The following is a 22,687-nucleotide window of genomic DNA, read 5'->3' as shown; positions in this document are numbered from 1 at the left end:
GTGGACATCGACATGAGCGTCCTGCGCAGCCTGGAGCGGGAGAAGGACATCTCCTTCGACCTGGTCGTCAAGGCCATCGAAGACGCGCTGCTGATCGCCTACTTCCGCACCGAGGGAGCCGGCGCCAAGGCGCGCGCCGAGCTCGACAAGGCGACCGGCCACGTCACGATCTGGGCGGCCGAGCTCGACGAGGACGGCGAGATCGCGCGCGAGTACGACGACACTCCGGGCAACTTCAGCCGGATCGCGGCCACCACCGCCAAGCAGGTCATCCTGCAGCAGCTGCGCGACGCCGAGGACGAGATCAACTTCGGCGAGTTCGCCAGCCGCGAGGGCGAGCTGGTCTCCGGCGTGATCCAGCAGGGCAAGGATCCGCGGGTGGTGCTGGTCGACCTCGGCAAGATCGAGGCCGTCCTGCCCGCCCACGAGCAGGTGCCGGGCGAGGAATACACCCACGGCGAGCGCATCCGCGCGTACGTGGTGCAGGTGAAGAAGGGCCACAAGGGCCCATCCGTCACGCTCTCGCGCACCCACCCGGGCCTGGTGAAGAAGCTGTTCGCGCTGGAGGTGCCGGAGATCGCCGACGGCACCGTCGAGATCGCCGCGGTGGCGCGCGAGGCCGGCCACCGCACCAAGATCGCCGTACGGTCGCGCAAGCCCGGCGTCAACGCCAAGGGCGCCTGCATCGGCCCGATGGGCTCGCGGGTGCGCAACGTGATGACCGAGCTGCACGGCGAGAAGATCGACATCATCGACTGGTCCGAGGACCCTGGTGAGTTCGTCGGGAATGCCCTGTCGCCCGCCCGTGTTTCCCATGTCGAGGTTCTCGATCTCGACGGACGGGTGGCCCGGGTCATCGTGCCCGACTACCAGCTCTCGCTGGCCATCGGCAAGGAAGGGCAGAATGCCCGGCTTGCCGCGCGGCTGACAGGCTGGCGGATCGACATCCGTCCCGACACCCAGGCAGAGGATGCCGCCGGTTCCGTAGATGCGTCGACACGGTAATCTGGAATATGGTTGCCACGCGGCCCCACAGCGCACCTGTGTGGGCTGCAGGGTTCGCACGGACAAGTCCGAGCTGCTCCGACTGGTGCTGGTCGAGGACCAGGTGGTCCCCGACCAGCGAGGACGGCTTCCTGGCAGGGGTGCATCGCTGCACCCGTCCATGAACTGTCTGGAGCTCGCCGAGCGTCGCCGGGCGTTCCCGCGCGCGTTTCGCGTGCCGGGGCCGCTCGACGTCTCGCGCGTGCGGGCACACCTGAAGGAGAACCACGAAATGTCATGTAGGACGCCGAGTTGATGGGGCGGAGTCAGATTGCTATGAGCGCCTGATGAGCACGCGGCGATGAAGACGTCAAGGTAGCGACGGTCCGGACGGCACAGCCAGCCTCCCGGGCCGAGTTAGGGAGTGCAGTGGCGAAGGTCCGGGTATACGAGCTCGCTAAGGAGTTCGGCGTAGAGAGCAAGGTCGTCATGGCCAAGCTCCAGGAGATGGGGGAGTTCGTCCGTTCGGCGTCCTCCACCATCGAAGCGCCGGTGGTCCGCAGGCTCACCGAAGCTCTGGGTGCGTCGAAGGGCGCGCCCTCGAGGGGCGGCGGTTCGCCGTCCCGCAAACCGCAGCCGCCGAAGGCTGCCCCCCGGCCGGCGGACAGCCAGGCCGGAAACGGCGCCCCTCAGGCGTCGGTCCCCTCATCACCTCCGCGTCCCGGGCCCAAGCCCGGTCCGCGTCCCGGCCCGGCAGGCGGCACGCCTCGCCCGCCGGTGCCGATGCCGCAGCAGCAGCAGCAGCCACCGCAGCCGCAGCAGCAGCCGCGACAGGAGCCCGAGGCCGCCCGCGGCGAGGCGCCCAGCGCCCCGCAGGCCCGGTTCGACACCGGCCAGCAGCGGCCGACGCCCGGCCCGCGTCCCGGTCCCGCGGCCCGTCCCGGCCCCAAGCCGGGTCCGGCCCCGCGTCCCGGCGCCGGCCGTGAGGGTGGCGGCGCCGCGCAGGCTCCGCGCCCCGGCGGCGCGCCGTCGGACCGCGGCCCGCGTCCCGGCCCCAAGCCGGGCCCGCGCGGCCCGCGTCCCGGCAACAACCCGTTCTCGTCCAACGCGAGCGGCATGGGCCAGGCGCGCCCGCGTCCCGGTGGCAACCGTGACGGTGCGGGCGCGGGCCCGCGCGACCGTCGCGACGGTCCGCCGCGTGACGGCGCCGCTCCGCGCCCGCCGCAGGGTCGCGGCGGCGACAGGCCCACGCCCGGTCCGCGTCCCGGCCCGCCCGGTGCGGCAGGTCCGCGTCCGGGTCCCGGCGCCGGTGGCCCGCGTCCCGGTCCTGGTGCGGGTGGCCCGCGTCCGGGTGGCCCGCGTCCCAACCCGATGATGATGCCGCAGGGCCGTCCGTCCGGCCCCGGTGGCGGCGGTGGCCGTCCCGGTGGTCCCGGCGGCGGCGGTGGCGGCCGTCCGGGTGGCGGTGGCCGTCCGGGTGGCGGTGGCGGTCGTCCCGGTGGCGGCGGCGGTTTCGCCGGTCGCCCGGGTGGCGGCGGTCAGCGCACGGGCACCGGCGGTCCCGGCGGCGGCGGCGGTTTCGCCGGCCGTCCCGGCGGTGGTGGCCGTGGTCGCGGTGGCGGCACGGCGGGCGCCTTCGGGCGTCCCGGTGGCCGTCCGGCCCGTGGCCGCAAGTCCAAGCGCCAGAGGCGCCAGGAGTTCGACAACATGTCGGCACCGGCGATCGGCGGCGTGCAGGTCGCTCGCGGCAACGGCGCGACGATCCGGCTGCCGCGCGGCGCCTCGCTGTCCGACTTCGCCGACCGCATCGGGGCCAACCCCGCCGCGCTGGTGCAGATCATGCTGCACCTCGGCGAGATGGTGACGGCCACGCAGTCGGTCAACGAGGAGACGCTGCAGCTGCTCGGCGCCGAGCTGGACTACAACATCCAGGTCGTCAGCCCCGAGGAGGAGGACCGCGAGCTTCTCGAGGCCTTCGACATCGAGTTCGGCGAGAACGAGGGCGACGAGGCCGACCTGGCCGCGCGGCCGCCGGTGGTGACCGTCATGGGTCACGTCGACCACGGTAAGACCAAGCTGCTCGACGCCATCCGCAAGACCAACACGGCGGCGCGCGAGGCGGGTGGCATCACCCAGCACATCGGCGCCTACCAGGTCACCACCGAGCACGAAGGCCAGGAGCGCAGGGTCACCTTCATCGACACCCCGGGTCACGAGGCGTTCACCGCCATGCGTGCCCGAGGCGCGAAGTCCACGGACATCGCGGTGCTGGTGGTCGCGGCCGACGACGGTGTCAAGCCGCAGACGATCGAGGCGCTCAACCACGCCCAGGCGGCCGACGTGCCGATCGTGGTCGCGGTCAACAAGGTCGACAAGGAGGGCGCCGACCCGAGCAAGGTCAGGGCCCAGCTCACCGAGTACGGCCTGGTGGCCGAGGAGTACGGCGGCTCGACGCTGTTCGTCGACATCTCCGCGCTCAAGGGCCAGGGCATCGAGAACCTCCTCGAGGCCATCCTGCTGACCGCGGACGCCGAGCTCGACCTGCGCGCCAACCCGACGATGGACGCTCAGGGCATCGCGATCGAGGCCTACCTCGACAAGGGGCGCGGCCCGGTGGCGACGGTCCTGGTCCAGCGCGGCACGCTCCGCGTCGGCGACTCGATCGTCTGTGGCGAGGCCTACGGCCGCGTCCGGGCGATGCTCGACGACACCGGCGAGCCGGTGGAGGAGGCCACCCCGTCGCGTCCCGTCCTGGTGATGGGTCTGACGGCGGTGCCGAGCGCGGGTGACAACTTCATCGTGGTCACCGACGACCGGATGGCCCGGCAGATCGCCCAGCAGCGCGCGGCGCGCAAGCGCAGCGCCGACATGGCGAAGTCGAGCCGCCGCCTCACCCTCGAGGAGCTGTTCAGCGACCTCGAGAAGGGCCGCGTGGACGAGCTCAAGCTCATCATCAAGGGTGACGTGTCCGGTTCGGTGGAGGCGCTGGAAGACGCGCTGCTCAAGATCGACGTCGGCGACGAGGTCAGGCTCCGTGTCCTGCACCGCGCCGTCGGTGCGATCACCGAGTACGACGTCAACCTCGCCGTCGCCGACGACAACGCGGTCATCATCGGCTTCAACGTGCGCCCCGAGCCTCGGGCGCGCGACCTGGCCGAGCGCGAGGGCGTCGACATCCGCTACTACTCGATCATCTACCAGGCGATCGAGGAGATCGAGGCGGCGCTCAAGGGCATGCTCAAGCCCGAGTTCGAAGAGGTCCAGATGGGCACGGCGGAGGTCCGCGAGGTCTTCAAGGTGCCGAAGATCGGCAACGTCGCCGGTTCGCTGGTCCGTTCGGGCGTGATCACCCGCAACAGCAAGGCCAGGCTGATCCGCGACGGCGTCGTCATCGCGGACAACCTGACCGTCTCGTCGCTGCGCCGGTTCAAGGATGACGCGACCGAGGTCCGTGAGGGCTTCGAGTGCGGCATCGGCGTCGGCTACAACGACATCAGGATCGACGACGTCATCGAGACGTTCGAGATGCGGGAGAAGCCGCGGGCCTGATCCGTGGCCGGGCGCCCGGCGGGCCATCCGCCGGGCGCCTTCCGCGCGTCCGGGCCGGTCTCCGCCGCACCGGCCCGGCGTGCGCTCGACACCAGTGCAAGCGGCGGTTGCCAACGATGTATGTGGGTGCCCTGACCCTGGACATCCTGCTCGGCGACGTGCACTCGCTGAAGCAGAAGCGATCCGTCGTGCGTCCCCTGGTCGCCGAGCTGCACCGGCGCTTTCCCGCCGTGGCCGTGGCCGAGGTCGGCCATCTCGACCTGCACAGGCGGGCCGAGGTCGGCGTCGCGGTGATCTCCGCCTCCGCGGGTAACTGCAAAGAGGTGATGGACGCCTGCGAGCGGCTGGTGGCCTTCCGCCCCGAGATCGAGCTCCTGTCCGCCAGGCAGCGGCTCTACAACGACGATGACTGAACGAAAGCACGACCGCTCGTCGTGCGTGAGGGGGAGCGAACATGGTGGATGCAGCACGAGCACGCAAGCTCGCCGACCGCATCCAGCAGATCGTCGCCGAGATGCTGGAGCGCCGGATCAAGGACCCGCGTCTGGGCTTCGTCACCGTGACGGACACGCGGATCACCGCCGACCTGCGCGAGGCGACGGTCTTCTACACGGTGTTCGGCTCCGACGCCGAGCGCGCCGACAGCGCGGCCGCCCTGGAGAGCGCCAAGGGCGTCATCAGGTCCGAGGTGGGCCGTCAGACCGGCGTGCGTTTCACTCCGACGCTGACGTTCAAGCACGACCCGCTGCCCGACAGCGCCCGCCAGCTCGACGATCTGATCTCGGCGGCGCGCGCGCGTGACGCCGAGGTGGCGAAGCGGGCGCAGAGCGCCTCCTACGCCGGCGAGTCCGACCCCTACCGCAAGCCGGAAGAGGACGAGCAGGACGGGCCTTCGGCGCTGTGACCCCCGACGTGCGCGACAGACCGGGCCGTCCGGCCAGGAGCGGTTCCGTCACGGTGTCCGAGGACGCCTGGGAACGGGCGGTCGGTCTCATCTCCGAGGCCGACGAGGTCGCGCTGGCCTGCCACATCTCGCCGGACGGCGACGCGCTCGGCTCGATGCTCGCCGTCGGGTTCGTGCTGCGCTCGATGGGCAAGCGGGTGGCCGCCTCCTTCGGTGACCACGACTTCACCGTGCCGCGCCTGCTCCGCTTCCTGCCGGGGCAGGACATGCTGGTGCCCCCCGACCGCTACCCGGCCGAGCCCGACCTCATGATCACCTTCGACTCGCCGTCGATCGCCCGGCTGGGGCTGCTGGAGGGCAGCGTCCGCCGGGCCCGCACGCTCATCGTGGTCGACCACCACCCGTCCAACGAGGGGTTCGGCACCGTCGACCTCATCGACGCCCGGGCGGCGGCCACCGCGATGCTCGCCGAGCAGCTCATCTACCGGCTCGGCGGCTCGCTCGACCGCGACATCGCCACCTGCCTGTACGCGGGGCTGGTCACCGACACCGGCTCGTTCCGCCACTCCTCGACCAGCCCGGCCGCACACCAGATGGCGGCCCGGCTGGTGGCCACCGGCCTGCACACCGACGAGATCGCCAGGGAGCTGTGGGACCGCGCCCCGTTCGGCTATCTCAAGGTGCTGGCCGCGGCGCTCGGCCGGGTGACGCTCGACGACGGCCTGGTGTGGACCTACGTGACGCGGGTCGACCGGGCCGCGTACGGGCTCCCGTACACCGAGCTCGAAGGCATCATCGACGTGGTGCGGCGCACCGACGAGGCCGACGTGGCGGCGGTGCTCAAGGAGGACGACCAGGGCGCCTGGCAGGTGTCGACCCGTTCCAAGGGCCGCATCGACGTGGCGCACGTGTGCGCCGCGCTGGGCGGCGGCGGCCACCACAACGCGGCCGGTTTCACCTCGTACGACAGCCCCGAGGCCACGATGGCGAAGTTCAGGGCCCTGCTGAGAGAGGCGTGATGGCCGAAAGCGGCTTGATCATCGTCGACAAACCCGCCGGTTGGACGTCCCACGACGTGGTGGCCAGGCTGCGCCGCCTGGCGGGCACCCGCCGGGTCGGGCACGCCGGCACGCTCGACCCGATGGCGACCGGCGTGCTCGTGGTCGGCGTGGAGAAGGCGACCAGGCTGCTCGGTCACCTGGCGCTGACCGAGAAGGTGTACGAGGCCACGATCCGGCTGGGTGTGGGCACGAACACCGACGACGCCGAGGGCGAGGTCACCGCGACCGCTTCGGCCGCGGACGTGGCCGAGGAGGCGATCCGGGCGGGCGTGGCCGCGCTCACCGGTGAGATCATGCAGGTCCCGCCCCAGGTCAGCGCCATCAAGGTCGACGGCAAGCGGGCCTACAAGCTGGCCCGCGCAGGCGAGGGGGTCGAGCTGGCCGCCCGGCCGGTGACCGTGCACGAGTTCGCGGTCACCGAGGTCCGCCGGCAGCCGGACTTGGTCGACGTCGACGCCACCGTGCGCTGCTCGTCCGGCACCTACATCAGGGCGCTGGCCCGCGACCTCGGCGGCGCGCTCGGCGTCGGCGGGCACCTGACGGCGCTGCGCCGCACCCGCGTCGGCCCGTACGGGCTCGACCAGGCCAGGACTCTCGACCAGCTCGCCGAGAAGTGCGAGATCCTGCCGATCGGCGAGGCGGTGGCGGCGGCGTTCCCGCGCAGGGACGTGAGCCTGGAGGAGGCCAGGGTGGTCATGCACGGCGGGCGGCTGCCCGCGGCCGGTCTGGGCAAGGGCCCGATCGGCATGTTCGGCCCCGACGGCGAGCTGCTGGCGTTGGTGGAGGAGCAGGGCCGGATGGCCAAGCCGCTGGCGGTCTTCGTCTCCGCCTAGACGGGCTTGCGCGCCACCATGATGTCGCGCACGATCGCCTGGTCGACCCAGTGTTCGAAGTCGGGGTAGGCGACCACGTCGAGGCCGGCACCGGTGAGGATGGCGGCCAGCTCGTCCCGGCCGCCCCCGTAGGTGTTCCAGGAGACGCCCAGAGCGCCGCCGGGCCTCAGCAGCTCGGCCCAGACCGGCGTGGCCTGCTCCAGCAGCTCCAGCGGGCTGCGCGACAGCCCGCCGCCGCCCTTGCTGCCGTGCTGCACCCCGTAGGGGGCGTCGGTGACGACGGCGTGGAACGAGCCGGGCTTGAAGAACTCCCGGGCGCGCAGGGTGTCGGCGTTGACCACGGTGACCTTCTGGGTGTCGCCCGCCTTGTAGGCCTCCTTGGTGGTGCCGAACACCACGTCCAGCCGCCGCCCGGCCAGCGCCCGCTGCCGGCGCACCGGCACGGTCTCGGCGGTGTGCTTGAGCCGCTTGTTCTTCAGCCAGGTGCGCAGGAAGCCGGAGTAGGCCTCGAAGTCCTTGCCGTCGTGGTCGAGCCCGTAGGCGTCGTAGCCGTACATGAGCGCCTGGTTGAGGGTGGTGCCGCGGCCGCACAGCGGGTCGAACACGGAGAGCGCGCCGCCGAGCGGGAAGTCGGAGGCCAGCACGGTGACGTTGAGCAGCAGCTTGGTGAAGTGCTCGTTGGTCTTGCCAGCGTACTTCTGGATCGTGATCAGGTCGCTGCTCAGCCGGTCGAGCGGGTCGAGCTCCACCGGACGCAGCAGCTCGCCCTCCACCCCGAACAGGGCGTAGACCGACGACAGGTTGGACAGCAGCGCCACGTCCGGGCCGGAGAGCGGCTCCGCCGTCTCGAACGTGACGTAGGGCAGCCCGCCGATGCGGGTCTCCTCGATGGCCCGCACGCCGGCCGCCAGCCCGCGCTCGGCGAAGACGTCCAGCTCGGCGCGGGTGAGGCGGGGCGCGCTGTCGGCGTAGACCCGGTTGAAGGCAGGCAGGATCAGCAGCGCGTATCGAGGCATGCAGCGGATCGTACCGCCCTCGGTTGCGAGGTACGGGCCCGCGCATGGCAGGCTTGGAGGGTTGATCCTGGGATGAGCGAATGGGGCCGGGTGTGCGTGAATCGGAGAGGTCAGTCGTCACCATCGGCGTGTTCGACGGCGTGCATCGCGGCCATCGGCAGGTGGTCCGGCGGGCCGTCGAGGTCGCCCGCGAGCGTGGCCTGCGCACGGTCGCGCTGACCTTCGAGCCGCCGCCCGAGGAGGTCGTGCGGCCCGGCTACCGGCCGCTGCGCCTGGTCAGCGCCAAGCGCAGGTCCGAGCTGCTGCGCGAACTGGGCGTGGACGAGGTGGTCGTGCTGCCTTTCACACTGGAGACGGCCGAGCTGAGCCCGGCAGAGTTCGCGCAGGGCGTGCTCGCCGACCGGCTGCGGGCGGGGGCGGTCGTGGTGGGGGCGGACTTCACGTTCGGCCACCAGGCCGCGGGTGACGTCGAGACGCTGCGCGCGCTGGGCGAGAAGTACGACTTCACGGCCGAGGGGGTGCCGCTGGTCCAGGGCGTCTCCTCGACGCTGATCCGCGAGCGGCTGGTGGCGGGCGACGTCGCCGGCGCCGCCGCCGACCTGGGCAGGCCGCACCGCGTCGAGGGCGTGGTGGTGCGCGGCTACCAGCGGGGGCGGCAACTCGGCTTCCCGACCGCCAACGTCGAGTCGCCGCCGCAGACCGCGATCCCCGCCGACGGGGTCTACGCGGGCTGGCTGGAGTGCGTGCCGGTGGCCAACCTGCCCGCGCTCTACGAGGATGAGCGCTGGCCGGCCGCGATCTCGGTCGGCACCAACCCGACGTTCGAGGGGGTGCCGCGCACGGTCGAGGCGTACGCGCTCGACCGCGACGACCTGGAGCTGTACGGGGTGCACGTGGCGGTCGACTTCGCCGCCAGGCTGCGGGGCAACACCCGGTTCGACTCGATCGAGGAGCTCGTCGACCAGATCCACGCCGACGTCGACCAGGCCCGCCGCCTCACGTCCTGACCCGCAGCCCCTCCAGCAGCCCCGACAGCGCGGCCAGCGTGTCGTCCAGGTCGCCGGGGCCGGCCTCCGACTGGGCCAGCCACAGCACCGCCTCGTTCATCGCCCCCGACAGCAGGCGGGTGAGCGGGGCGACCGGCCGGGCCGTGATCGTGCCCGACGCGGCGAGCGCCGTCAGCGCCTCGGCCAGATGGCGGGCGGAGGCGGCCTCGTCCATCGCCCGCCACTCGTTCCAGCCGAGCACGGCGGGGCCGTCGATGAGCATGATCCGCTGCACGTCCGGGTGGGCGGCGGCCCGCACGAACGCGGAGCACCCCGCCTTGAGCTGATCCCACGGGTCGGGTTCGGCGTCGGCCTCGGCCGCCACCCTGGCCCCCACCTCCTGCTGCACCTCCTCCAGCACGGCGCGGAACAGCGCCGCCTTGCCGTCGAAGTGGTGGTAGAGCGCGCCCTTGGTCACTCCCGCCTCGCGCACGATCTCGGCCAGTCCCACCGCGGCGTAGCCCCTGCCCGCGAAGAGCCGTCTGCCCACCGTCACCAGCGTGCGCCTGGTCTCCTCGCGTTGTTCGGCTCGGGTTCTCGTCATCGCGCGCCTCCAGTTGACATACCGACGGTATGCGAACTAGCGTACCTTGACATACCAGTGGTATGTGAAATGGAGGCATCATGGAGCTCACCAGCTTCTATCCGGTGATCTGCACCGACAAGGTGGCCGAATCGCGTGACTTCTACGTGGGGCTGTTCGGGTTCGAGGTCACCTTCGAGGCCGACTGGTACGTCAGCCTCAGGCGTGGCACGTACGAGCTGGCCCTGCTCGACCACGCGCACCCCACGCTGCCCGAGGCGTACCGCAACAGGGCGGCGGGGCTGCTGCTCAACTTCGAGGTCGGCGACGCGGACGCGGAGTGGGAGCGGCTCGTCACGGGCGCGGGGCTGAGGGCCGAGCTGCCGCTGCGCAGCGAGGACTTCGGCCAGCGGCACTTCATCGTGGCCGACCCCAACGGGGTGCTCATCGACGTCATCCAGCCGATCGAGCCCACTGGAGAGTACGCGGCCCAGTACGTCTAGAGAGCTTGAGCGCGGCATCCGCTCCGTGGTGGTAACCTTACATGTCGGCTCTGTGACGGCGGCGCCGCGCGCTGCCCTAAGGCCTTCCTGCGGCGACTGTAGGCACGCACGGTCGTTCGCACATTCGCATCCGCGCGTGCCCGTAGCTCAAAGGAGAGCCGTGTCTCTCGACACCGCTGCCAAGAAGTCCATCATCGCCGAGTACGCGACGACCGATGGTGACACCGGGTCGCCCGAGGTGCAGATCGCGCTGCTGAGCAAGCGCATCAGCGAGCTGACCGAGCACCTCAAGACCCACAAGCACGACCACCACAGCCGTCGGGGTCTGCTGCTCCTCGTGGGCCGCCGTCGCCGTCTGCTGAAGTACCTGCAGAAGGTCGACATCGCGCGTTACCGTGCGCTGATCGAGCGGCTCGGCCTGCGCCGATAGCATGGAAAGGGAGCGGCGGACTCGCCGCTCCCTTCTCATATGGGTCCGGCGAGTCCTGCGGCCGAGAGCCGCCCGCCTGACGTACAACTGAATATCCGAGACACTGAGAGCCCCCGCGTCCGCTCAGCACCACGCGACCCGCGACGCCTGCGGGCCGGTCCTCGGTAGTGGCTTCCGGTAACCAGACCGGGCGCTTCGATCGAAGACCGGCGCTGCACCTACTGACGGGAAGTCCGCCACAGCCTTTCACCGGACACGACGGTGGGGAGGCGCATTCCCGTCAAGCACGAGGGTGCCGGTGAAAAGGGCGCGGGAGACCGACTGACCAAGGAGGTCCCCCGTGGAGGGTGTCCACACCGCTGAAGCCGTCATCGACAACGGCTCGTTCGGCACACGCACGATCCGGTTCGAGACCGGACGCCTCGCGCGGCAGGCGGCCGGCAGTGCCGTCGCCTATCTCGACAACGACACGATGGTGCTGTCCGCGACCACCGCGTCCAAGCAGCCGAGGGAGAACCTCGACTTCTTCCCGCTCACCGTGGACGTCGAGGAGCGCATGTACGCCGCGGGCCGCATCCCCGGCTCGTTCTTCCGCCGTGAGGGCCGTCCGTCCGAGGACGCCATCCTCACCTGCCGGCTGATCGACCGGCCGCTGCGCCCGTCGTTCGTCAAGGGCCTGCGCAACGAGATCCAGGTGGTCGCCACCATCCTGGCGCTCAACCCCGAGCACCTCTACGACGTGGTGGCGATCAACGCCGCCTCGCTGTCGACCCAGCTCGCCGGCCTGCCGTTCTCCGGCCCGATCGGCGGCGTCCGCGTCGCCCTCATCGAGGGCCAGTGGGTGGCCTTCCCGACCCACCACGAGCTGGAGCGGGCCACGTTCGACATGGTCGTGGCCGGACGGGTGCTCGCCGACGGCGACGTCGCCATCATGATGGTGGAGGCCGAGTCCACCCGCGACACGCTCAAGCTGGTCGCCGAGGGCGCGGTCGCGCCCACCGAGGAGACCGTGGCCGAGGGCCTGGAGGCCGCCAAGCCGTTCATCAAGGTGCTGTGCGAGGCGCAGGGCCGGATCGCGCAGGTCGCCGCCAAGGAGACCGCCGAGTATCCGCTGTTCCTCGACTACCAGGACGACGTCCTGGCCGCCGTGGAGTCCGCGGTGAAGAACGAGCTCGCCGCCGCGCTCACCATCGCCGCCAAGCAGGAGCGCGAGAACGAGCTCGACAGGGTCAAGGCACTGGCCGCGGAGAAGCTGCTGCCCGAGTTCGAGGGTCGCGAGAAGGAGATCTCCGCCGCCTTCCGCTCGTTGATGAAGAAGCTCATGCGCGAGCGCGTCATCAAGGAGGGCACGCGCATCGACGGCCGCGGCACCAAGGACATCCGCGCCCTGTCGGCCGAGGTCCACGTGGTGCCCCGGGTGCACGGCTCGGCCCTGTTCGAGCGCGGCGAGACCCAGATCATGGGCATCACCACGCTTAACATGCTGCGCATGGAGCAGGTCATCGACACGCTCAACCCCGAGCGGACCAAGCGCTACATGCACAACTACAACTTCCCGCCCTACTCCACCGGTGAGACCGGCCGGGTGGGCTCGCCCAAGCGCCGCGAGATCGGCCACGGCGCGCTCGCCGAGCGGGCGCTGATCCCGGTCCTGCCGTCGCGCGAGGAGTTCCCCTACGCGATCCGCCAGGTCTCCGAGGCGCTCGGCTCCAACGGCTCGACCTCGATGGGCTCGGTCTGCGCCTCCACGATGGCGCTGCTCGACGCCGGTGTGCCGCTCAAGGAGATGGTCGCGGGCATCGCGATGGGCCTCATCGGCGAGGGCGACACCTACGTCACCCTGACCGACATCCTCGGCGCCGAGGACGCCATGGGCGACATGGACTTCAAGGTCGCCGGCACCAGGGACGTCATCACCGCCCTGCAGCTCGACACGAAGCTCGACGGCATCCCCGCCTCGGTCCTGGCCGGCGCGCTCAAGCAGGCCAAGGGCGCCAGGCTGGCGATCCTGGAGGTGATGCAGGAGGCCATCGACTCCCCGGCGGAGATGAACCCGACGGCACCGCGCATCATCACCATCAAGGTCCCGGTCGACAAGATCGGCGAGGTCATCGGCCCGAAGGGCAAGATGATCAACCAGATCCAGGACGACACCGGCGCCGAGATCACCATCGAGGACGACGGCACGATCTACATCGGCGCCACCGACGGCCCGTCGGCCGAGGCCGCGCGGTCGGCGATCAACGCGATCGCCAACCCGCACATGCCGGAGGTCGGCGAGCGCTACCTGGGCACGGTCGTGAAGATCGCCGCCTTCGGCGCGTTCGTCTCGCTCATGCCCGGCAAGGACGGCCTGCTGCACGTCTCCCAGATCCGCAAGCTGCACGGCGGCAAGCGCATCGAGAACGTCGAGGACGTCATGAGCGTCGGCGAGAAGGTCCAGGTGGAGATCGCCGAGATCGACCAGCGGGGCAAGCTGTCGCTGGTGCCCGTCGAGGTCATCGAGAAGGAGGCCGCCGAGAAGGAGGCCAGGGGCGACTCCGGCCAGCCCGAGGACTCGGCGTCCGACGGCGGCGACAAGGCCGACCGCCCGCGCCGCACCCGCACCCGGGTCCGCGCCCGCGGCGCCGGCTCCGAGGGCGACGACCGCAACTCGTGACGGTGACAATCAGCACCGGCGCCAAGGTGACGGGGCCGGCCAGGGAGGTCGCGTGACCACCACCACGCTGCACGCCGGCCGCGACGGGGCCGGGGTGGTCAAGCGCACCACCCTCCCCGGCGGGCTGCGCGTGGTGACCGAGACCATGCCGACCGTGCGCAGTGTCGCGGTCGGCATGTGGGTCGGCATCGGCTCGCGCGACGAGGCCCCCGAGCACATGGGGGCCACCCACTTCCTCGAACACCTGCTGTTCAAGGGCACGCCCACGAGGGACGCCATGGAGATCTCGGCGTCCATCGAGGGCATCGGCGGCGAGATCAACGCCTTCACCGCCAAGGAGTACACCTGCTACTACGCGCGGGTGCTCGACGAGGACCTGCCGATCGCGGTGGACGTCCTCGCCGACGTGGTGACCAGCTCGCTCGTGGACCCCGAGGACGTCGAGTCCGAGCGTGGCGTGATCCTGGAGGAGATCGCCATGCACGACGACGACCCGTCCGACGTGGTGCACGAGCAGTTCGCCGCGGCGCTCTACGGCGACTCGCCGATAGGCCGGCCGATCCTCGGCACGGTCGAGTCCATCAACACCCTCGGACGCGACCGGATCGCCGAGTACTACCGCCGCTACTATCAGCCGCCGCGCACCGTCGTCTCCGTGGCGGGGAACATCCGCCACGAGGAGGTCGTGGAGCTGGTGGCGCGGGCGTACGAGCGGGCGGGCGTCCTCGCGGGCCCCGCCGCCTCGGCCCCGCCGCGCACCAGCGGCCCCGGCGCGGAGTCCCGCTCCGGCGTGCGCCTGCTCGACCGGCCGACCGAACAGGCCAACCTGGTGCTCGGCACGACCGGCATCGCCCGCACCGACGACCGGCGGTTCGCGCTCGGCGTGCTCAACGCCGCGCTCGGCGGCGGCATGTCGTCGCGGCTCTTCCAGGAGATCAGGGAGAAGCGCGGCCTGGCCTACTCCGTCTACAGCTACACCTCCGCCTACGCCGACACGGGCCAGTTCGGCATCTACGTCGGCTGCCTGCCCTCCAAGATCGACGACGTGCTCAAGATCTGCCGGGACGAGGTGTCCAGGGTCGTGGCCGACGGCCTGACCGAGGAGGAGATCGTCCGGGGCAAGGGCCAGATGCGCGGCGGTCTCGTGCTCGGCCTGGAAGACACCGGCTCGCGCATGTCCCGCATCGGCAAGAACGAGCTGGTGTACGACGAGCTGCTGTCGGTCGACGAGGTGCTGGCCCGCATCGAGGCGGTGACCGCCAGGGAGCTCTCCGAGATCGCCGCGGACGTGCTCAACCGGCCGCTCACGCTCGCCGTGATCGGCCCGTACGGTGACAAGGACTTCTCTCACGCCATCACCTGACCCTCCGGGTATAGGGTTGACCCTGTGATCAAGGTAGGTGTGCTCGGCGCCCGCGGCCGCGTGGGCGTCGAGGTGTGCAAGGCGGTCGAGGCGGCGTCCGATCTGGAGCTGGTGGCCGCCGTCGACAAGGACGACCCGATCGAGGGCCTCGAAGGCGCCGAGGTGGTCGTCGACTTCACCCATCCCGGCGTGGTGATGGACAACCTGGAGTGGGCGATCGCGCACGGCATCCACCCCGTGGTCGGCACCACCGGGTTCGACGCCGAGCGGCTCGACACCGTGCGGGGCTGGCTGGCGAGCTCACCGGGCACCAACTGCCTGATCGCCCCCAACTTCGGCATCGCGGCCGTGCTCATGATGCACTTCGCCCAGCGGGCCGCCCGTCACTTCGAGTCCGTCGAGATCGTCGAGCTCCACCACCCCAACAAGGCCGACGCCCCTTCGGGCACCGCCCGGCGCACCGCCGAGCTGGTGGCCCAGGCCCGCGCCGAGGCCGGGGTGGGGCCGATGCCCGACGCCACCAGCTCCGAGCTCGACGGGGCGCGCGGCGCCGACGTCGACGGCGTCCGCGTCCACGCCGTCCGGCTGTCGGGGCTCATCGCCCACCAGGAAGTGCTGCTCGGCGGCGGCGGCGAGACCCTCACCATCCGTCACGACACGATGAACCGCGCCGCCTTCACCCCCGGCGTGCTGCTCGGGGTGCGGCGGGTCGGTGAGCTTCCCGGGCTGACCGTGGGCCTGGAGCGCCTGCTCGACCTCTGAGAAACGGGCCGTGCCCACCACCTCGGGCGAGGTCGGCGGGCACGGTCGAGGAGAGGGTCCCGGCGCCGCACAGCCGAGCCTACGATCATCAACCCTAATATCCGGAGGCGCCGGCCCCGGCACACGTGAGACCGTGTCGGCATGGTGCGATGGGCTGACGCCGGCGATCTTCCCGGCCTGGTCGCGGTGGAGGTCGCCGCCGACGGGCTGTTCGAGCAGGTGGGCATCACGTTCCCGCCCGGCACGACGATGATCGAGGAAGTGCGCGACCCGTCCTCGGTGCTGGTCGAGGGCGACCCGCCGGCCGGCTTCGCGCTTCTCGCCCGGGTCGACGGCAACCTCCACCTGGAGCAGCTCGCCGTCCACCCCGGCCGGATGCGGCAGGGCATCGGCGGGCGGCTGGTCGAGGCGATGCTGGATCACGCCCGCGCCTCCGGTGCGCCGGCGGTGACGCTGACGACGTTCAGGGACGTGCCGTGGAACGCGCCGTGGTACGAGCGCCACGGATTCAAGGTCTGGCCCGAGCCGTCGTGGGGGCCGGAGCTGCGCGAGCTGGTGCGGCGGGAGCGCGAGCTGGGCATCGAGGTCGCCCCGCGGGTGGTCATGGGGCTTTTCCTCAGCTGAGGGGCGCTGTCACGCCGCCGCCGGGTCAATCAGCGGGAGACGGGCGGCTGCCGGGGTTCCGGGTGGCGGGCGGGTCGCCGAAGTGGGGTGGAAGCGGAGGCTGGCCGGTGACCGCCTCCACGATGTCCGCGGCCACCTGGTGCACCTTCACGTTGCGCCGCTGGGAGCTGCGGCGCAGGATGTCGAAGGCGGCGGGGGCGGTGCACTGCCGCCGGGCCATGACGATGCCGAGCGCCTGGTCGATGATCGCCCGTGTGGTGAGGGCCTCGCGGAGCTGGGTGATGACCTCGTTCAGCCGGGCCGCCCGCAGCACGGCCTGGAACAGCACCTCGGCCTGCCCTGCCGTCACGGTGACGGCCGTCCGGGTCTCGGCGGGGAAGCCGCCGGCCCGCTCCGAGTAGAGGTTGATCGTGCCCTGGACGTGGCCGTCGAAGGCCAGCGGCTGCGCGTACACGCTTCGCACGCCGTGGGCGGCGAGCTCGGCCGCCGGGCCGGTCCAGCGCGGTTCGGACACCAGGTCGTCGGACCAGACGGCCTCGCCGCTCTTGATCGCGTCCAGGCACGGGCCCGCGCCGATGCTGAACTGCAGGGTGTCCAGGGCCACCGCGCCGGGCTCGGAGAACGCCACGGTGTAGGGGCCGCCGTCCCCGAGCAGGGCGACGCTGGTCAGTGTTTCGCCGGGTATGGCACGGGTCGTGACCGTGAGGATCTCGCGTAGCGGCTGCTCGAACTCTGCGGTCATGGTGAGGGTGCTCAGCGGGTCCAACGCCTTTTCCTCGGGTCTGCGAAGCCTCCGGACCAGTCATGAGGAACCTAGCCCCCGGCAGCCCGGCAGAGTGGTCAATCCCACAAATTGCAGTATTTACTCGTGCTTGTCATGGGCTGCCCCTGATGGAGAAAGCGTAACGTCCGAAGGTCAGAGAGAGACGGCCAGACCGATCGTCAGGAGCGCCCCGTACGCCATCTGCAGCTTGCCGGTCTGCTGCAGGGCTCCGATCAGCGCGGGGCCCACCGCGCCTGCGAGGACCGTACGGACCGGTGAGATCGCCAGCGGCGCCGCGAGCACCGCGAGCGCCGCCGCGGGCGCGAGCGGGACCATCGCCAGCGCGACCGCGAACGGCACGACCAGACAGGCCGCGTAGAGCGTACGGGTGCGCGGCGCGCCCAGCACGACCGCCAGCGTCCGCTTGCCCGACTCGCCGTCGGTGCCGACGTCGCGCAGGTTGTTGACCACCAGCATCGAGCACGACAGGAGCCCGACCGGGACCGACGCCGCCAGCGCCGCCCACGACAGCTGCTCGGTCTGTACGAACGCGGTGCCGACCACCGGCACCACGCCGAAGAACACGAACACGGCCGCCTCGCCCAGCGCGCGGTAGCCGTACGGGCGGCTGCCGCCGGTGTAGAACCAGGCGGCGGCGATCGCGGCGGCGCCCACCAGCAGCACCCACCACGCCCGCGTGACCACGACCAGGACCAGCCCGAGCACCGCCGCGGCGGCGAAGCAGCCCAGCGCCGCCGTCAGCACCTGGCGCGGGGTGGCGGCCCGCGAGCCCACCAGCCGCATCGGCCCGACCCGCTGGTCGTCGGTGCCGCGGATGCCGTCGCTGTAGTCGTTGGCGTAGTTGACGCCGATCTGCAGCAGCAGCGCCACGAGCAGTGCCAGCACCGCGCGCCACCAGCTGAAGCCGCCCTCGCCGATCGCCACGCCGGTGCCGGCCATGACCGGCACGATCGCGTTGGGCAGCGTGCGAGGACGGGCTCCCGCGAGCCATTGAGCAGGAGTTGCCATTCGGGAGAGACCTCTAGCTGATGTCGGTGGTGAGCCTGACCATGCGGATCGGGCGGCCCATGTCGAGCACCCGCTCGGCCATGTCTTCGCCCCAGCCCGCCGACTCCAGGAAACCGAGCACCGGGTAGTTGTCGGCGAACACCCAGGTGGCGATCTGCCGGTAGCCGTCCTCACGAAGATAGTCGACGGTGGCGTTGAGCAGGCGGCTGCCGTGGCCGCGCCGCACGAAGTCGGGGTCGACCAGCAGCGTCAGCATCTCGGCCACCTCGGTGGGGTCGAGGTCCGGGTCCTCGGCGGGGGAGTGGGAGGCCAGGCCCACCACCCGTTCGCCGCCGCGCGGTGTCATCGGCATGTTGGCGCCCCCCACACCCAGCGCGGGGAAGCCCTCCGTGTCGAGGATGGTCTCCACCGCCACCAGCACGCGGTGCCGGGACGTGGGCGGGGCGGCGATCGCCTCGTCCCACTGGCGCAGCCACATCTTCTCGGCCGCCGGGCCTGTCATCTGCTCGAGTGGACCCTCGGGCAGGAACTCCCGGTAGCCGTAGCGCCAGGCGCGCACCTGCACATTCGCCACCTGGAGCACATCCTCGCGCCGGGCCGCCCGGACGCCTACGTCTGCCATCTCGGCCCGCTCCTTCGCCTGCTGTTCATGCCACAAGGCACGAGTTACACCGTATCGGTGTTTGACCCTGGGCGAGGACGCGAACCCTGCTTCCTCGCCCGGTATGCCCGCGTTTTAGTGCGGTTACCGCAGACCCGCATGGAACACCATGATCGGGAACGGTTCCGGGAGGAGTCGATGAACGCCCACTGACACGTCTCCTCGGCGCACACCTTCAGCCGGTCCCAGGAACCGCCGATCACCCCCGCCGCGATCACGGCCAGCCCGGCCGTCACCCCGCCGCCGATCGGCGCCAGCTCCGGCCGCCGCCCCACGGTCACCCGTAACGGCAGCAGCGGCAGCTCCACCGGCTCAGGGCCGCGCCGCAGCGCCTCCCTGAGCCCTTCCCGCAGCGCCACCGCCAGCGCGAGATCGTCGTCGCCGGCCCGGTCGCCCGGACCGGCGAGCGCCCGCTCCCGCAGCCACAGGGCGAGCTCGGAGGGGGTGCCCAGGTCGTCGGCGTCGGCCTCGACGTCGTAGGTGTTCACGAAATCGCGCACCAACTCGGCCGACGCCACCATGGGAACACTCTACTCGCTTCGTGATCTTCTATGTCCAAGGCGGCATCCCGCCGATTCCGCCCGGACGTCAGGCGGGCGGCAGCGCGCCGGCGAGCCGCCGGACGCCCTCGGCCAGCTCCGCCACGTTGGCCGCCGCGATGTGCGTCACCCGGAGGTGCGGGCCGGGCGGCTCCGCGGGGAAGTACATCCGGCCCGCGCTCACCAGCACCCCGTCCCGCTTGGCCGCCTCCACCAGCGCCCGCTCGTCGGTCTGCGCGGGCAGCCGCAGCCACAGGTGCATCCCCCCGATCGGCAGCACGTACGGCTCCGCCCACGGCATCCAGGCGGCCAGCGCCGCGGCGAGCGCGTCGCGGCGGGTGGCGATCTCGGCGTGCACCGAGGCCAGGTGCCGCCGCCAGGCCGGTGACCCGACGAACTCCAGCGCCGCCTCCTGCAACGGCCGCGCGGGGAAGAACGACTCCACGAGCTGGCCGGCCCGCAGCCGGTGGGCCGCCGGGCCGCGCGCGACCATCGCCGCCAGCCGCATGCTCGGCGAGAGGATCTTGGTGAGCGAGTGGATGTGCACCACGGTCCCGTGCGTGTCCACGGAGACCAGGGACGGCGGCGCCTGCCGGGTCAGCCACCGGGCGTAGTCGTCCTCGATGACGAACGCGCCGGCCGCCCTGGCCACCTCCAGCACCTGGCGGCGGCGTTCGAGGGTGAGGGTGGCGCCGGTGGGGTTCTGCAGCGTCGGCTGGCACAGGAACACCCGCGCCCCCGTCACCGCGAACGCCTCCGCCAGCAGGTCGGGCCGCACGCCGTCACGGTCCACCGGCACCGCCGTGGCGCGCAGCCCGGCCGCCTTGGCCGCGGCCAGCGCACCCGGGTAGGTCGGGGTCTCCACCAGCACCTGGGTCCCCGGCGCGGCCAGGGCGCGGAAGGCGTGGCTGAGCGCCGCCTGCCCGCCGCTGACGATCAGAGCGTCCGCGGCCGTCACGTCACCGCCCGCCTGGGACGCGAACCACCGGCGCAGCTCGTCCACCCCGTTCAGCGGCGGCATCCCCCAGACGCCCGGCCTGCGCATCGCCCGGGTGGCCGCCGCCGCGAGCTGCTTGTCGGGCCGCAGCCCCGGGGGCAGATAGCCGCCGGTCAGCGGCACCACCCCCTCGGGGGCGCGGGCGAGCAGCGCCGTCATGGGGTCGTCGTCCACCACCCGGTCGCCGAGCGCCACCGTCTGCCACGAGAGGTCGGCGGCGTCCCGTACCGGCTCCCGCCGCGGTGCCACGAACGCCCCGCTGCCCGGCTTCGTGATCACCTTTCCCTCGGCGGCGAGCTGCCCTAGCGCCCGCGACACCGTCACGGGGCTCACCGCGTGCCGCCGCATGATCTCCCGGCTGGACGGCAGCCGATCGCCCGGCCGGAGCCGGGTGATCTCGTCCCGCAGCATCGCGGCGATCTGCGCGATACTGCTATCGTTCTCCATGAGAGGTAAGAATAGCGCTACTGTCCCTGACGGGATAGCGATCCCGGACCGCGCGGCCCCGGGCGGGGGCACCTGGCTCGCCTTCCTCGGCGTGCTCGCCTTCTCCGGCTCCTTCCCCGCCACCGTCTACGCCATGGAGGGCTTCGACCCCTGGCTCGTCGCGGTCGGCCGGGCCGCCATCGCCGGGGCCGTCGCGCTCGTGTGCCTCAAAGCCGCCCGGCTGCCCCTGCTGCCGCCGCGCCCGCACTGGCGCGCGTACGGGCTCATCTCCCTCGGCGTGGTCTTCGGCTTCCCCGTCTTCAGCGGCCTGGCCTTGGACCTCGGCGCGAGCACCGCGCACGCCGCCGTCGTCATCGGCCTGCTCCCCGCCGCGACCGCCGTCTGCGCCGTCCTGCGGGCCGGCGAACGGCCCCGGCCAGTGTTCTGGGCGGCCTGCGTGGCGGGGGCACTCGCCATCACCGCCTTCACCCTGACCCGGGGCTCGGCTGCGGCGGCCTGGCCGGACCTCCTCCTGGTCGGCGCCCTGCTGTCGGCCGCCGTCGGCTACACCGAAGGCGGGCGGCTCGCCAGACACACGCCCGGCTGGCAGGTCATCTCGTACGCGCTGGTCCTGTCACTCCCGATCACCGTTCCCGTCAGCGCCGTCCTGGCCGCCGTCACGCCGGTCGCGCCCACGCCCGCCGCCCTCGCGGGCTTCGCGTACGTGGGGCTGATCTCCATGTTCCTCGGCTTCTTCCCCTGGTACGCGGGCCTGGCCAGGGGCGGCATCGCCCGCGCCGGTCAGACGCAGCTGACCCAGCCGCTGCTGACGCTCGTGTGGGCGTGGTTCCTGATGGGCGAGAGGTACGGGGCGGCCACCGTGGCGGCGGCACTGGCGGTGCTCGTGTGCGTGGCCATCACCCAGCGCGCCCGTACTTGAAAGCCGTGACACCGCGCCGCAGGATGGGAGAGGAGGTGTCACACATGGCGGACCTCACGATCCCCGAAGGCGGCTTCTGGCCGGCGCCGGAGATCCCGCAACCCAACATCTACCCGATGGAATGGCGGGTCGAGACCGAGAAGCTCGCGGCGATATACGAGAAGTCCAAGCGCCTGGTCTGGAACCCGGCCGACCTTCCATGGGACGACCTCGACCCGGCCGACTTCACCCGTGAGCAGCGGCTCGGCATCATGTACTGGTTCGCCGTGCTCGCCAACTTCGACGCCTCGGGCCCGGCCGTGTTCGCCCGGGCCACCATCCAGGCGTTCGAGAAGCACGAGGAGGACCCGGTCAGGAAGTGCTTCTTCTCGATCACCCGTGACGAGATGAACCACGAGGAGTGCTGCCAGCGCACCATCGCCCGCCTCTGGCCCGGCGGCCCGCTCGACTGGGAACCGGCCGACGACCTGGAGAGAGCCGCCCACAACAACATCGGCTGGCTCTACCACAACGGCGGCCGCTACTGGACCGGCTACAGCTCGGCCGTCGGCCGCTACTCGCTCCCGGTGCTCTTCACCAGCTTCATGATGGGCGAGATGGCCGCCTCCACGCTGTTCCGCGGCATGGCGTCGGGCACGCGGCATCCCGTGTTCGACGAGATGTTCAAGCGCATCGGGCGCGACGAGTCGCGTCACCTCCAGATCTGCATGACGATCCTGGAGAACGAGTGGCCCGGGCTCGACGACCAGACCCGCGGCCTCATCACCCGCCAGCTGCGCGCCGGGTTCGTGTTCCTGTCGATGATCCTCTGGGAGCCGCCGGAGGGCTTCTGGGAGCTGCCGCCCTACTTCCTGGCCAACCACCGCGTGCTCATGGACCACGCCCGCGACGCCGGCCTGGGCCTGCTCACGTACGAGGAGCAGGCGGAGAACTGGCGGGTGGCCATGGCGAGGATCCGCGCCATCGTCGAACGCTGGGGCATCGCCTTCCCCGCGATCCCCGAGCTCGACCTGGAAGGTGTGGCGGTGGACATCATCGACCCGCAGGACATCATCCCGGTATTCTGACCGGTCCG

The 22,687-nt window shown here is 71.6% G+C and carries 23 protein-coding genes; 16 read left to right on the top strand and 7 right to left on the bottom strand.

What is annotated here, in order from left to right; all coding sequences use genetic code 11:
- Positions 1 to 12 precede the first annotated feature (12 nt).
- The 7 genes from nusA to truB all read left to right on the top strand — a co-directional run bounded on the left by nusA (position 13) and on the right by truB (position 7,331).
- Positions 13 to 1,005: a transcription termination factor NusA gene (gene nusA, locus FR742_RS27465; protein WP_148034851.1), complete on the top strand. Its 993-nt coding sequence runs from the start codon at positions 13 to 15 to the stop codon at positions 1,003 to 1,005.
- Complete coding sequence (locus FR742_RS27460) at positions 989 to 1,300, top strand: YlxR family protein (protein ID WP_148033617.1); 312 nt, start codon at positions 989 to 991, stop codon at positions 1,298 to 1,300. Before nusA ends, FR742_RS27460 begins: the two co-directional genes overlap by 17 nt.
- Before the next feature lie 113 nt (positions 1,301 to 1,413).
- Entirely contained in the window at positions 1,414 to 4,533 is a 3,120-nt protein-coding gene (infB, locus tag FR742_RS27455) for a translation initiation factor IF-2 (protein WP_148033616.1), read from the top strand.
- Between the two features lie 116 nt (positions 4,534 to 4,649).
- Positions 4,650 to 4,946 (top strand): DUF503 domain-containing protein, encoded by a 297-nt coding sequence (locus tag FR742_RS27450; protein WP_148033615.1) that lies wholly within the window; start codon positions 4,650 to 4,652, stop codon positions 4,944 to 4,946.
- 41 nt (positions 4,947 to 4,987) lie between these two features.
- Positions 4,988 to 5,437 (top strand): 30S ribosome-binding factor RbfA, encoded by a 450-nt coding sequence (rbfA, locus tag FR742_RS27445; RefSeq protein ID WP_148033614.1) that lies wholly within the window; start codon positions 4,988 to 4,990, stop codon positions 5,435 to 5,437.
- Between the two features lie 8 nt (positions 5,438 to 5,445).
- Entirely contained in the window at positions 5,446 to 6,456 is a 1,011-nt protein-coding gene (locus tag FR742_RS27440; RefSeq protein WP_261808766.1) for a bifunctional oligoribonuclease/PAP phosphatase NrnA, read from the top strand.
- Positions 6,456 to 7,331, top strand: a complete 876-nt coding sequence (gene truB, locus FR742_RS27435) for a tRNA pseudouridine(55) synthase TruB (protein ID WP_148033612.1) — start codon at positions 6,456 to 6,458, stop codon at positions 7,329 to 7,331. The genes FR742_RS27440 and truB overlap by 1 nt, the downstream gene beginning before the upstream one ends.
- Here the strand turns inward: truB and FR742_RS27430 are convergent.
- Positions 7,328 to 8,347 carry a TRM11 family methyltransferase gene (locus FR742_RS27430; protein ID WP_148033611.1) on the bottom strand — a complete coding sequence of 340 codons (1,020 nt, stop codon included), beginning with the start codon at positions 8,345 to 8,347 and terminating at the stop codon, positions 7,328 to 7,330. The genes truB and FR742_RS27430 overlap by 4 nt on opposite strands.
- A gap of 80 nt (positions 8,348 to 8,427) precedes the next feature.
- On the opposite strand from FR742_RS27430, the gene FR742_RS27425 reads away from it, so the two are divergent.
- Positions 8,428 to 9,354 (top strand): bifunctional riboflavin kinase/FAD synthetase, encoded by a 927-nt coding sequence (locus FR742_RS27425; RefSeq protein ID WP_148033610.1) that lies wholly within the window; start codon positions 8,428 to 8,430, stop codon positions 9,352 to 9,354.
- Here FR742_RS27425 and FR742_RS27420 read toward each other — a convergent pair.
- Positions 9,344 to 9,937, bottom strand: coding sequence for a TetR/AcrR family transcriptional regulator (locus FR742_RS27420; protein ID WP_148033609.1), 594 nt, complete (start codon positions 9,935 to 9,937; stop codon positions 9,344 to 9,346). The genes FR742_RS27425 and FR742_RS27420 overlap by 11 nt on opposite strands.
- An 80-nt stretch (positions 9,938 to 10,017) precedes the next feature.
- On the opposite strand from FR742_RS27420, the gene FR742_RS27415 reads away from it, so the two are divergent.
- The 6 genes from FR742_RS27415 to FR742_RS27390 all read left to right on the top strand — a co-directional run bounded on the left by FR742_RS27415 (position 10,018) and on the right by FR742_RS27390 (position 16,257).
- Positions 10,018 to 10,419 carry a VOC family protein gene (locus FR742_RS27415; protein ID WP_148033608.1) on the top strand — a complete coding sequence of 134 codons (402 nt, stop codon included), beginning with the start codon at positions 10,018 to 10,020 and terminating at the stop codon, positions 10,417 to 10,419.
- Between the two features lie 160 nt (positions 10,420 to 10,579).
- The gene (gene rpsO, locus FR742_RS27410; RefSeq protein ID WP_148033607.1) at positions 10,580 to 10,849 is read left to right on the top strand and encodes a 30S ribosomal protein S15; all 270 of its coding nucleotides are present in this window, start codon (positions 10,580 to 10,582) and stop codon (positions 10,847 to 10,849) included.
- A 340-nt stretch (positions 10,850 to 11,189) separates the two neighbouring features.
- Positions 11,190 to 13,508, top strand: coding sequence for a polyribonucleotide nucleotidyltransferase (locus tag FR742_RS27405; RefSeq protein ID WP_148033606.1), 2,319 nt, complete (start codon positions 11,190 to 11,192; stop codon positions 13,506 to 13,508).
- Between the two features lie 52 nt (positions 13,509 to 13,560).
- Positions 13,561 to 14,871: a pitrilysin family protein gene (locus FR742_RS27400; protein WP_148033605.1), complete on the top strand. Its 1,311-nt coding sequence runs from the start codon at positions 13,561 to 13,563 to the stop codon at positions 14,869 to 14,871.
- 24 nt (positions 14,872 to 14,895) lie between these two features.
- Positions 14,896 to 15,633 carry a 4-hydroxy-tetrahydrodipicolinate reductase gene (gene dapB, locus FR742_RS27395; RefSeq protein WP_148033604.1) on the top strand — a complete coding sequence of 246 codons (738 nt, stop codon included), beginning with the start codon at positions 14,896 to 14,898 and terminating at the stop codon, positions 15,631 to 15,633.
- Positions 15,634 to 15,774: 141 nt separating this feature from the next.
- A complete protein-coding gene (locus FR742_RS27390) occupies positions 15,775 to 16,257 on the top strand; it encodes a GNAT family N-acetyltransferase (protein WP_148033603.1) in 483 nt (160 codons plus the stop codon).
- 25 nt (positions 16,258 to 16,282) lie between these two features.
- Here FR742_RS27390 and FR742_RS27385 read toward each other — a convergent pair whose 3' ends face one another.
- The 5 genes from FR742_RS27385 to FR742_RS27365 form a co-directional block, all read right to left on the bottom strand.
- Complete coding sequence (locus tag FR742_RS27385; protein ID WP_148033602.1) at positions 16,283 to 16,999, bottom strand: GAF and ANTAR domain-containing protein; 717 nt, start codon at positions 16,997 to 16,999, stop codon at positions 16,283 to 16,285.
- 174 nt (positions 17,000 to 17,173) lie between these two features.
- Complete coding sequence (locus FR742_RS27380) at positions 17,174 to 18,049, bottom strand: 1,4-dihydroxy-2-naphthoate polyprenyltransferase (RefSeq protein ID WP_148033601.1); 876 nt, start codon at positions 18,047 to 18,049, stop codon at positions 17,174 to 17,176.
- Positions 18,050 to 18,062: 13 nt separating this feature from the next.
- On the bottom strand, positions 18,063 to 18,671 hold the full coding sequence (locus tag FR742_RS27375; RefSeq protein ID WP_148033600.1) for a GNAT family N-acetyltransferase: 609 nt from the start codon (positions 18,669 to 18,671) through the stop codon (positions 18,063 to 18,065).
- A 44-nt stretch (positions 18,672 to 18,715) separates the two neighbouring features.
- On the bottom strand, positions 18,716 to 19,231 hold the full coding sequence (locus tag FR742_RS27370) for a CGNR zinc finger domain-containing protein (RefSeq protein ID WP_148033599.1): 516 nt from the start codon (positions 19,229 to 19,231) through the stop codon (positions 18,716 to 18,718).
- Between the two features lie 67 nt (positions 19,232 to 19,298).
- Entirely contained in the window at positions 19,299 to 20,693 is a 1,395-nt protein-coding gene (locus FR742_RS27365; protein ID WP_148033598.1) for a PLP-dependent aminotransferase family protein, read from the bottom strand.
- Here FR742_RS27365 and FR742_RS27360 point away from each other — a divergent pair.
- Together FR742_RS27360 and FR742_RS27355 are read left to right on the top strand one after the other, a co-directional pair.
- On the top strand, positions 20,692 to 21,612 hold the full coding sequence (locus FR742_RS27360) for a DMT family transporter (protein WP_148033597.1): 921 nt from the start codon (positions 20,692 to 20,694) through the stop codon (positions 21,610 to 21,612). The genes FR742_RS27365 and FR742_RS27360 overlap by 2 nt on opposite strands.
- A 44-nt stretch (positions 21,613 to 21,656) precedes the next feature.
- Positions 21,657 to 22,679: a hypothetical protein gene (locus FR742_RS27355; RefSeq protein WP_148033596.1), complete on the top strand. Its 1,023-nt coding sequence runs from the start codon at positions 21,657 to 21,659 to the stop codon at positions 22,677 to 22,679.
- Positions 22,680 to 22,687: the final 8 nt, after the last annotated feature.

Origin of the sequence: Nonomuraea sp. C10, from assembly GCF_008017515.1 — a bacterium.
GTDB classification, from domain to species: domain Bacteria; phylum Actinomycetota; class Actinomycetes; order Streptosporangiales; family Streptosporangiaceae; genus Nonomuraea; species Nonomuraea ferruginea.
Note: the sequence above shows the minus strand (reverse complement) of the source record. Positions and strands in the feature narration are given on the sequence as shown.

Bases quoted from the DNA above. Each gene is read 5' to 3' on its own strand.
- nusA (WP_148034851.1), top strand. From the start codon at position 13: ATGAGCGTCCTGCGCAGCCTGGAGCGGGAGAAGGACATCTCCTTCGAC.
- FR742_RS27460 (WP_148033617.1), top strand. From the start codon at position 989: ATGCGTCGACACGGTAATCTGGAATATGGTTGCCACGCGGCCCCACAG.
- FR742_RS27450 (WP_148033615.1), top strand. From the start codon at position 4,650: ATGTATGTGGGTGCCCTGACCCTGGACATCCTGCTCGGCGACGTGCAC.
- rbfA (WP_148033614.1), top strand. From the start codon at position 4,988: ATGGTGGATGCAGCACGAGCACGCAAGCTCGCCGACCGCATCCAGCAG.
- truB (WP_148033612.1), top strand. From the start codon at position 6,456: ATGGCCGAAAGCGGCTTGATCATCGTCGACAAACCCGCCGGTTGGACG.
- FR742_RS27430 (WP_148033611.1), bottom strand. From the start codon at position 8,347: ATGCCTCGATACGCGCTGCTGATCCTGCCTGCCTTCAACCGGGTCTAC.
- FR742_RS27425 (WP_148033610.1), top strand. From the start codon at position 8,428: ATGGGGCCGGGTGTGCGTGAATCGGAGAGGTCAGTCGTCACCATCGGC.
- FR742_RS27420 (WP_148033609.1), bottom strand. From the start codon at position 9,937: ATGACGAGAACCCGAGCCGAACAACGCGAGGAGACCAGGCGCACGCTG.
- FR742_RS27415 (WP_148033608.1), top strand. From the start codon at position 10,018: ATGGAGCTCACCAGCTTCTATCCGGTGATCTGCACCGACAAGGTGGCC.
- FR742_RS27390 (WP_148033603.1), top strand. From the start codon at position 15,775: ATGGTGCGATGGGCTGACGCCGGCGATCTTCCCGGCCTGGTCGCGGTG.
- FR742_RS27385 (WP_148033602.1), bottom strand. From the start codon at position 16,999: ATGACCGCAGAGTTCGAGCAGCCGCTACGCGAGATCCTCACGGTCACG.
- FR742_RS27380 (WP_148033601.1), bottom strand. From the start codon at position 18,049: ATGGCAACTCCTGCTCAATGGCTCGCGGGAGCCCGTCCTCGCACGCTG.
- FR742_RS27375 (WP_148033600.1), bottom strand. From the start codon at position 18,671: ATGGCAGACGTAGGCGTCCGGGCGGCCCGGCGCGAGGATGTGCTCCAG.
- FR742_RS27370 (WP_148033599.1), bottom strand. From the start codon at position 19,231: ATGGTGGCGTCGGCCGAGTTGGTGCGCGATTTCGTGAACACCTACGAC.
- FR742_RS27360 (WP_148033597.1), top strand. From the start codon at position 20,692: ATGAGAGGTAAGAATAGCGCTACTGTCCCTGACGGGATAGCGATCCCG.
- FR742_RS27365 (WP_148033598.1), bottom strand. From the start codon at position 20,693: ATGGAGAACGATAGCAGTATCGCGCAGATCGCCGCGATGCTGCGGGAC.
- FR742_RS27355 (WP_148033596.1), top strand. From the start codon at position 21,657: ATGGCGGACCTCACGATCCCCGAAGGCGGCTTCTGGCCGGCGCCGGAG.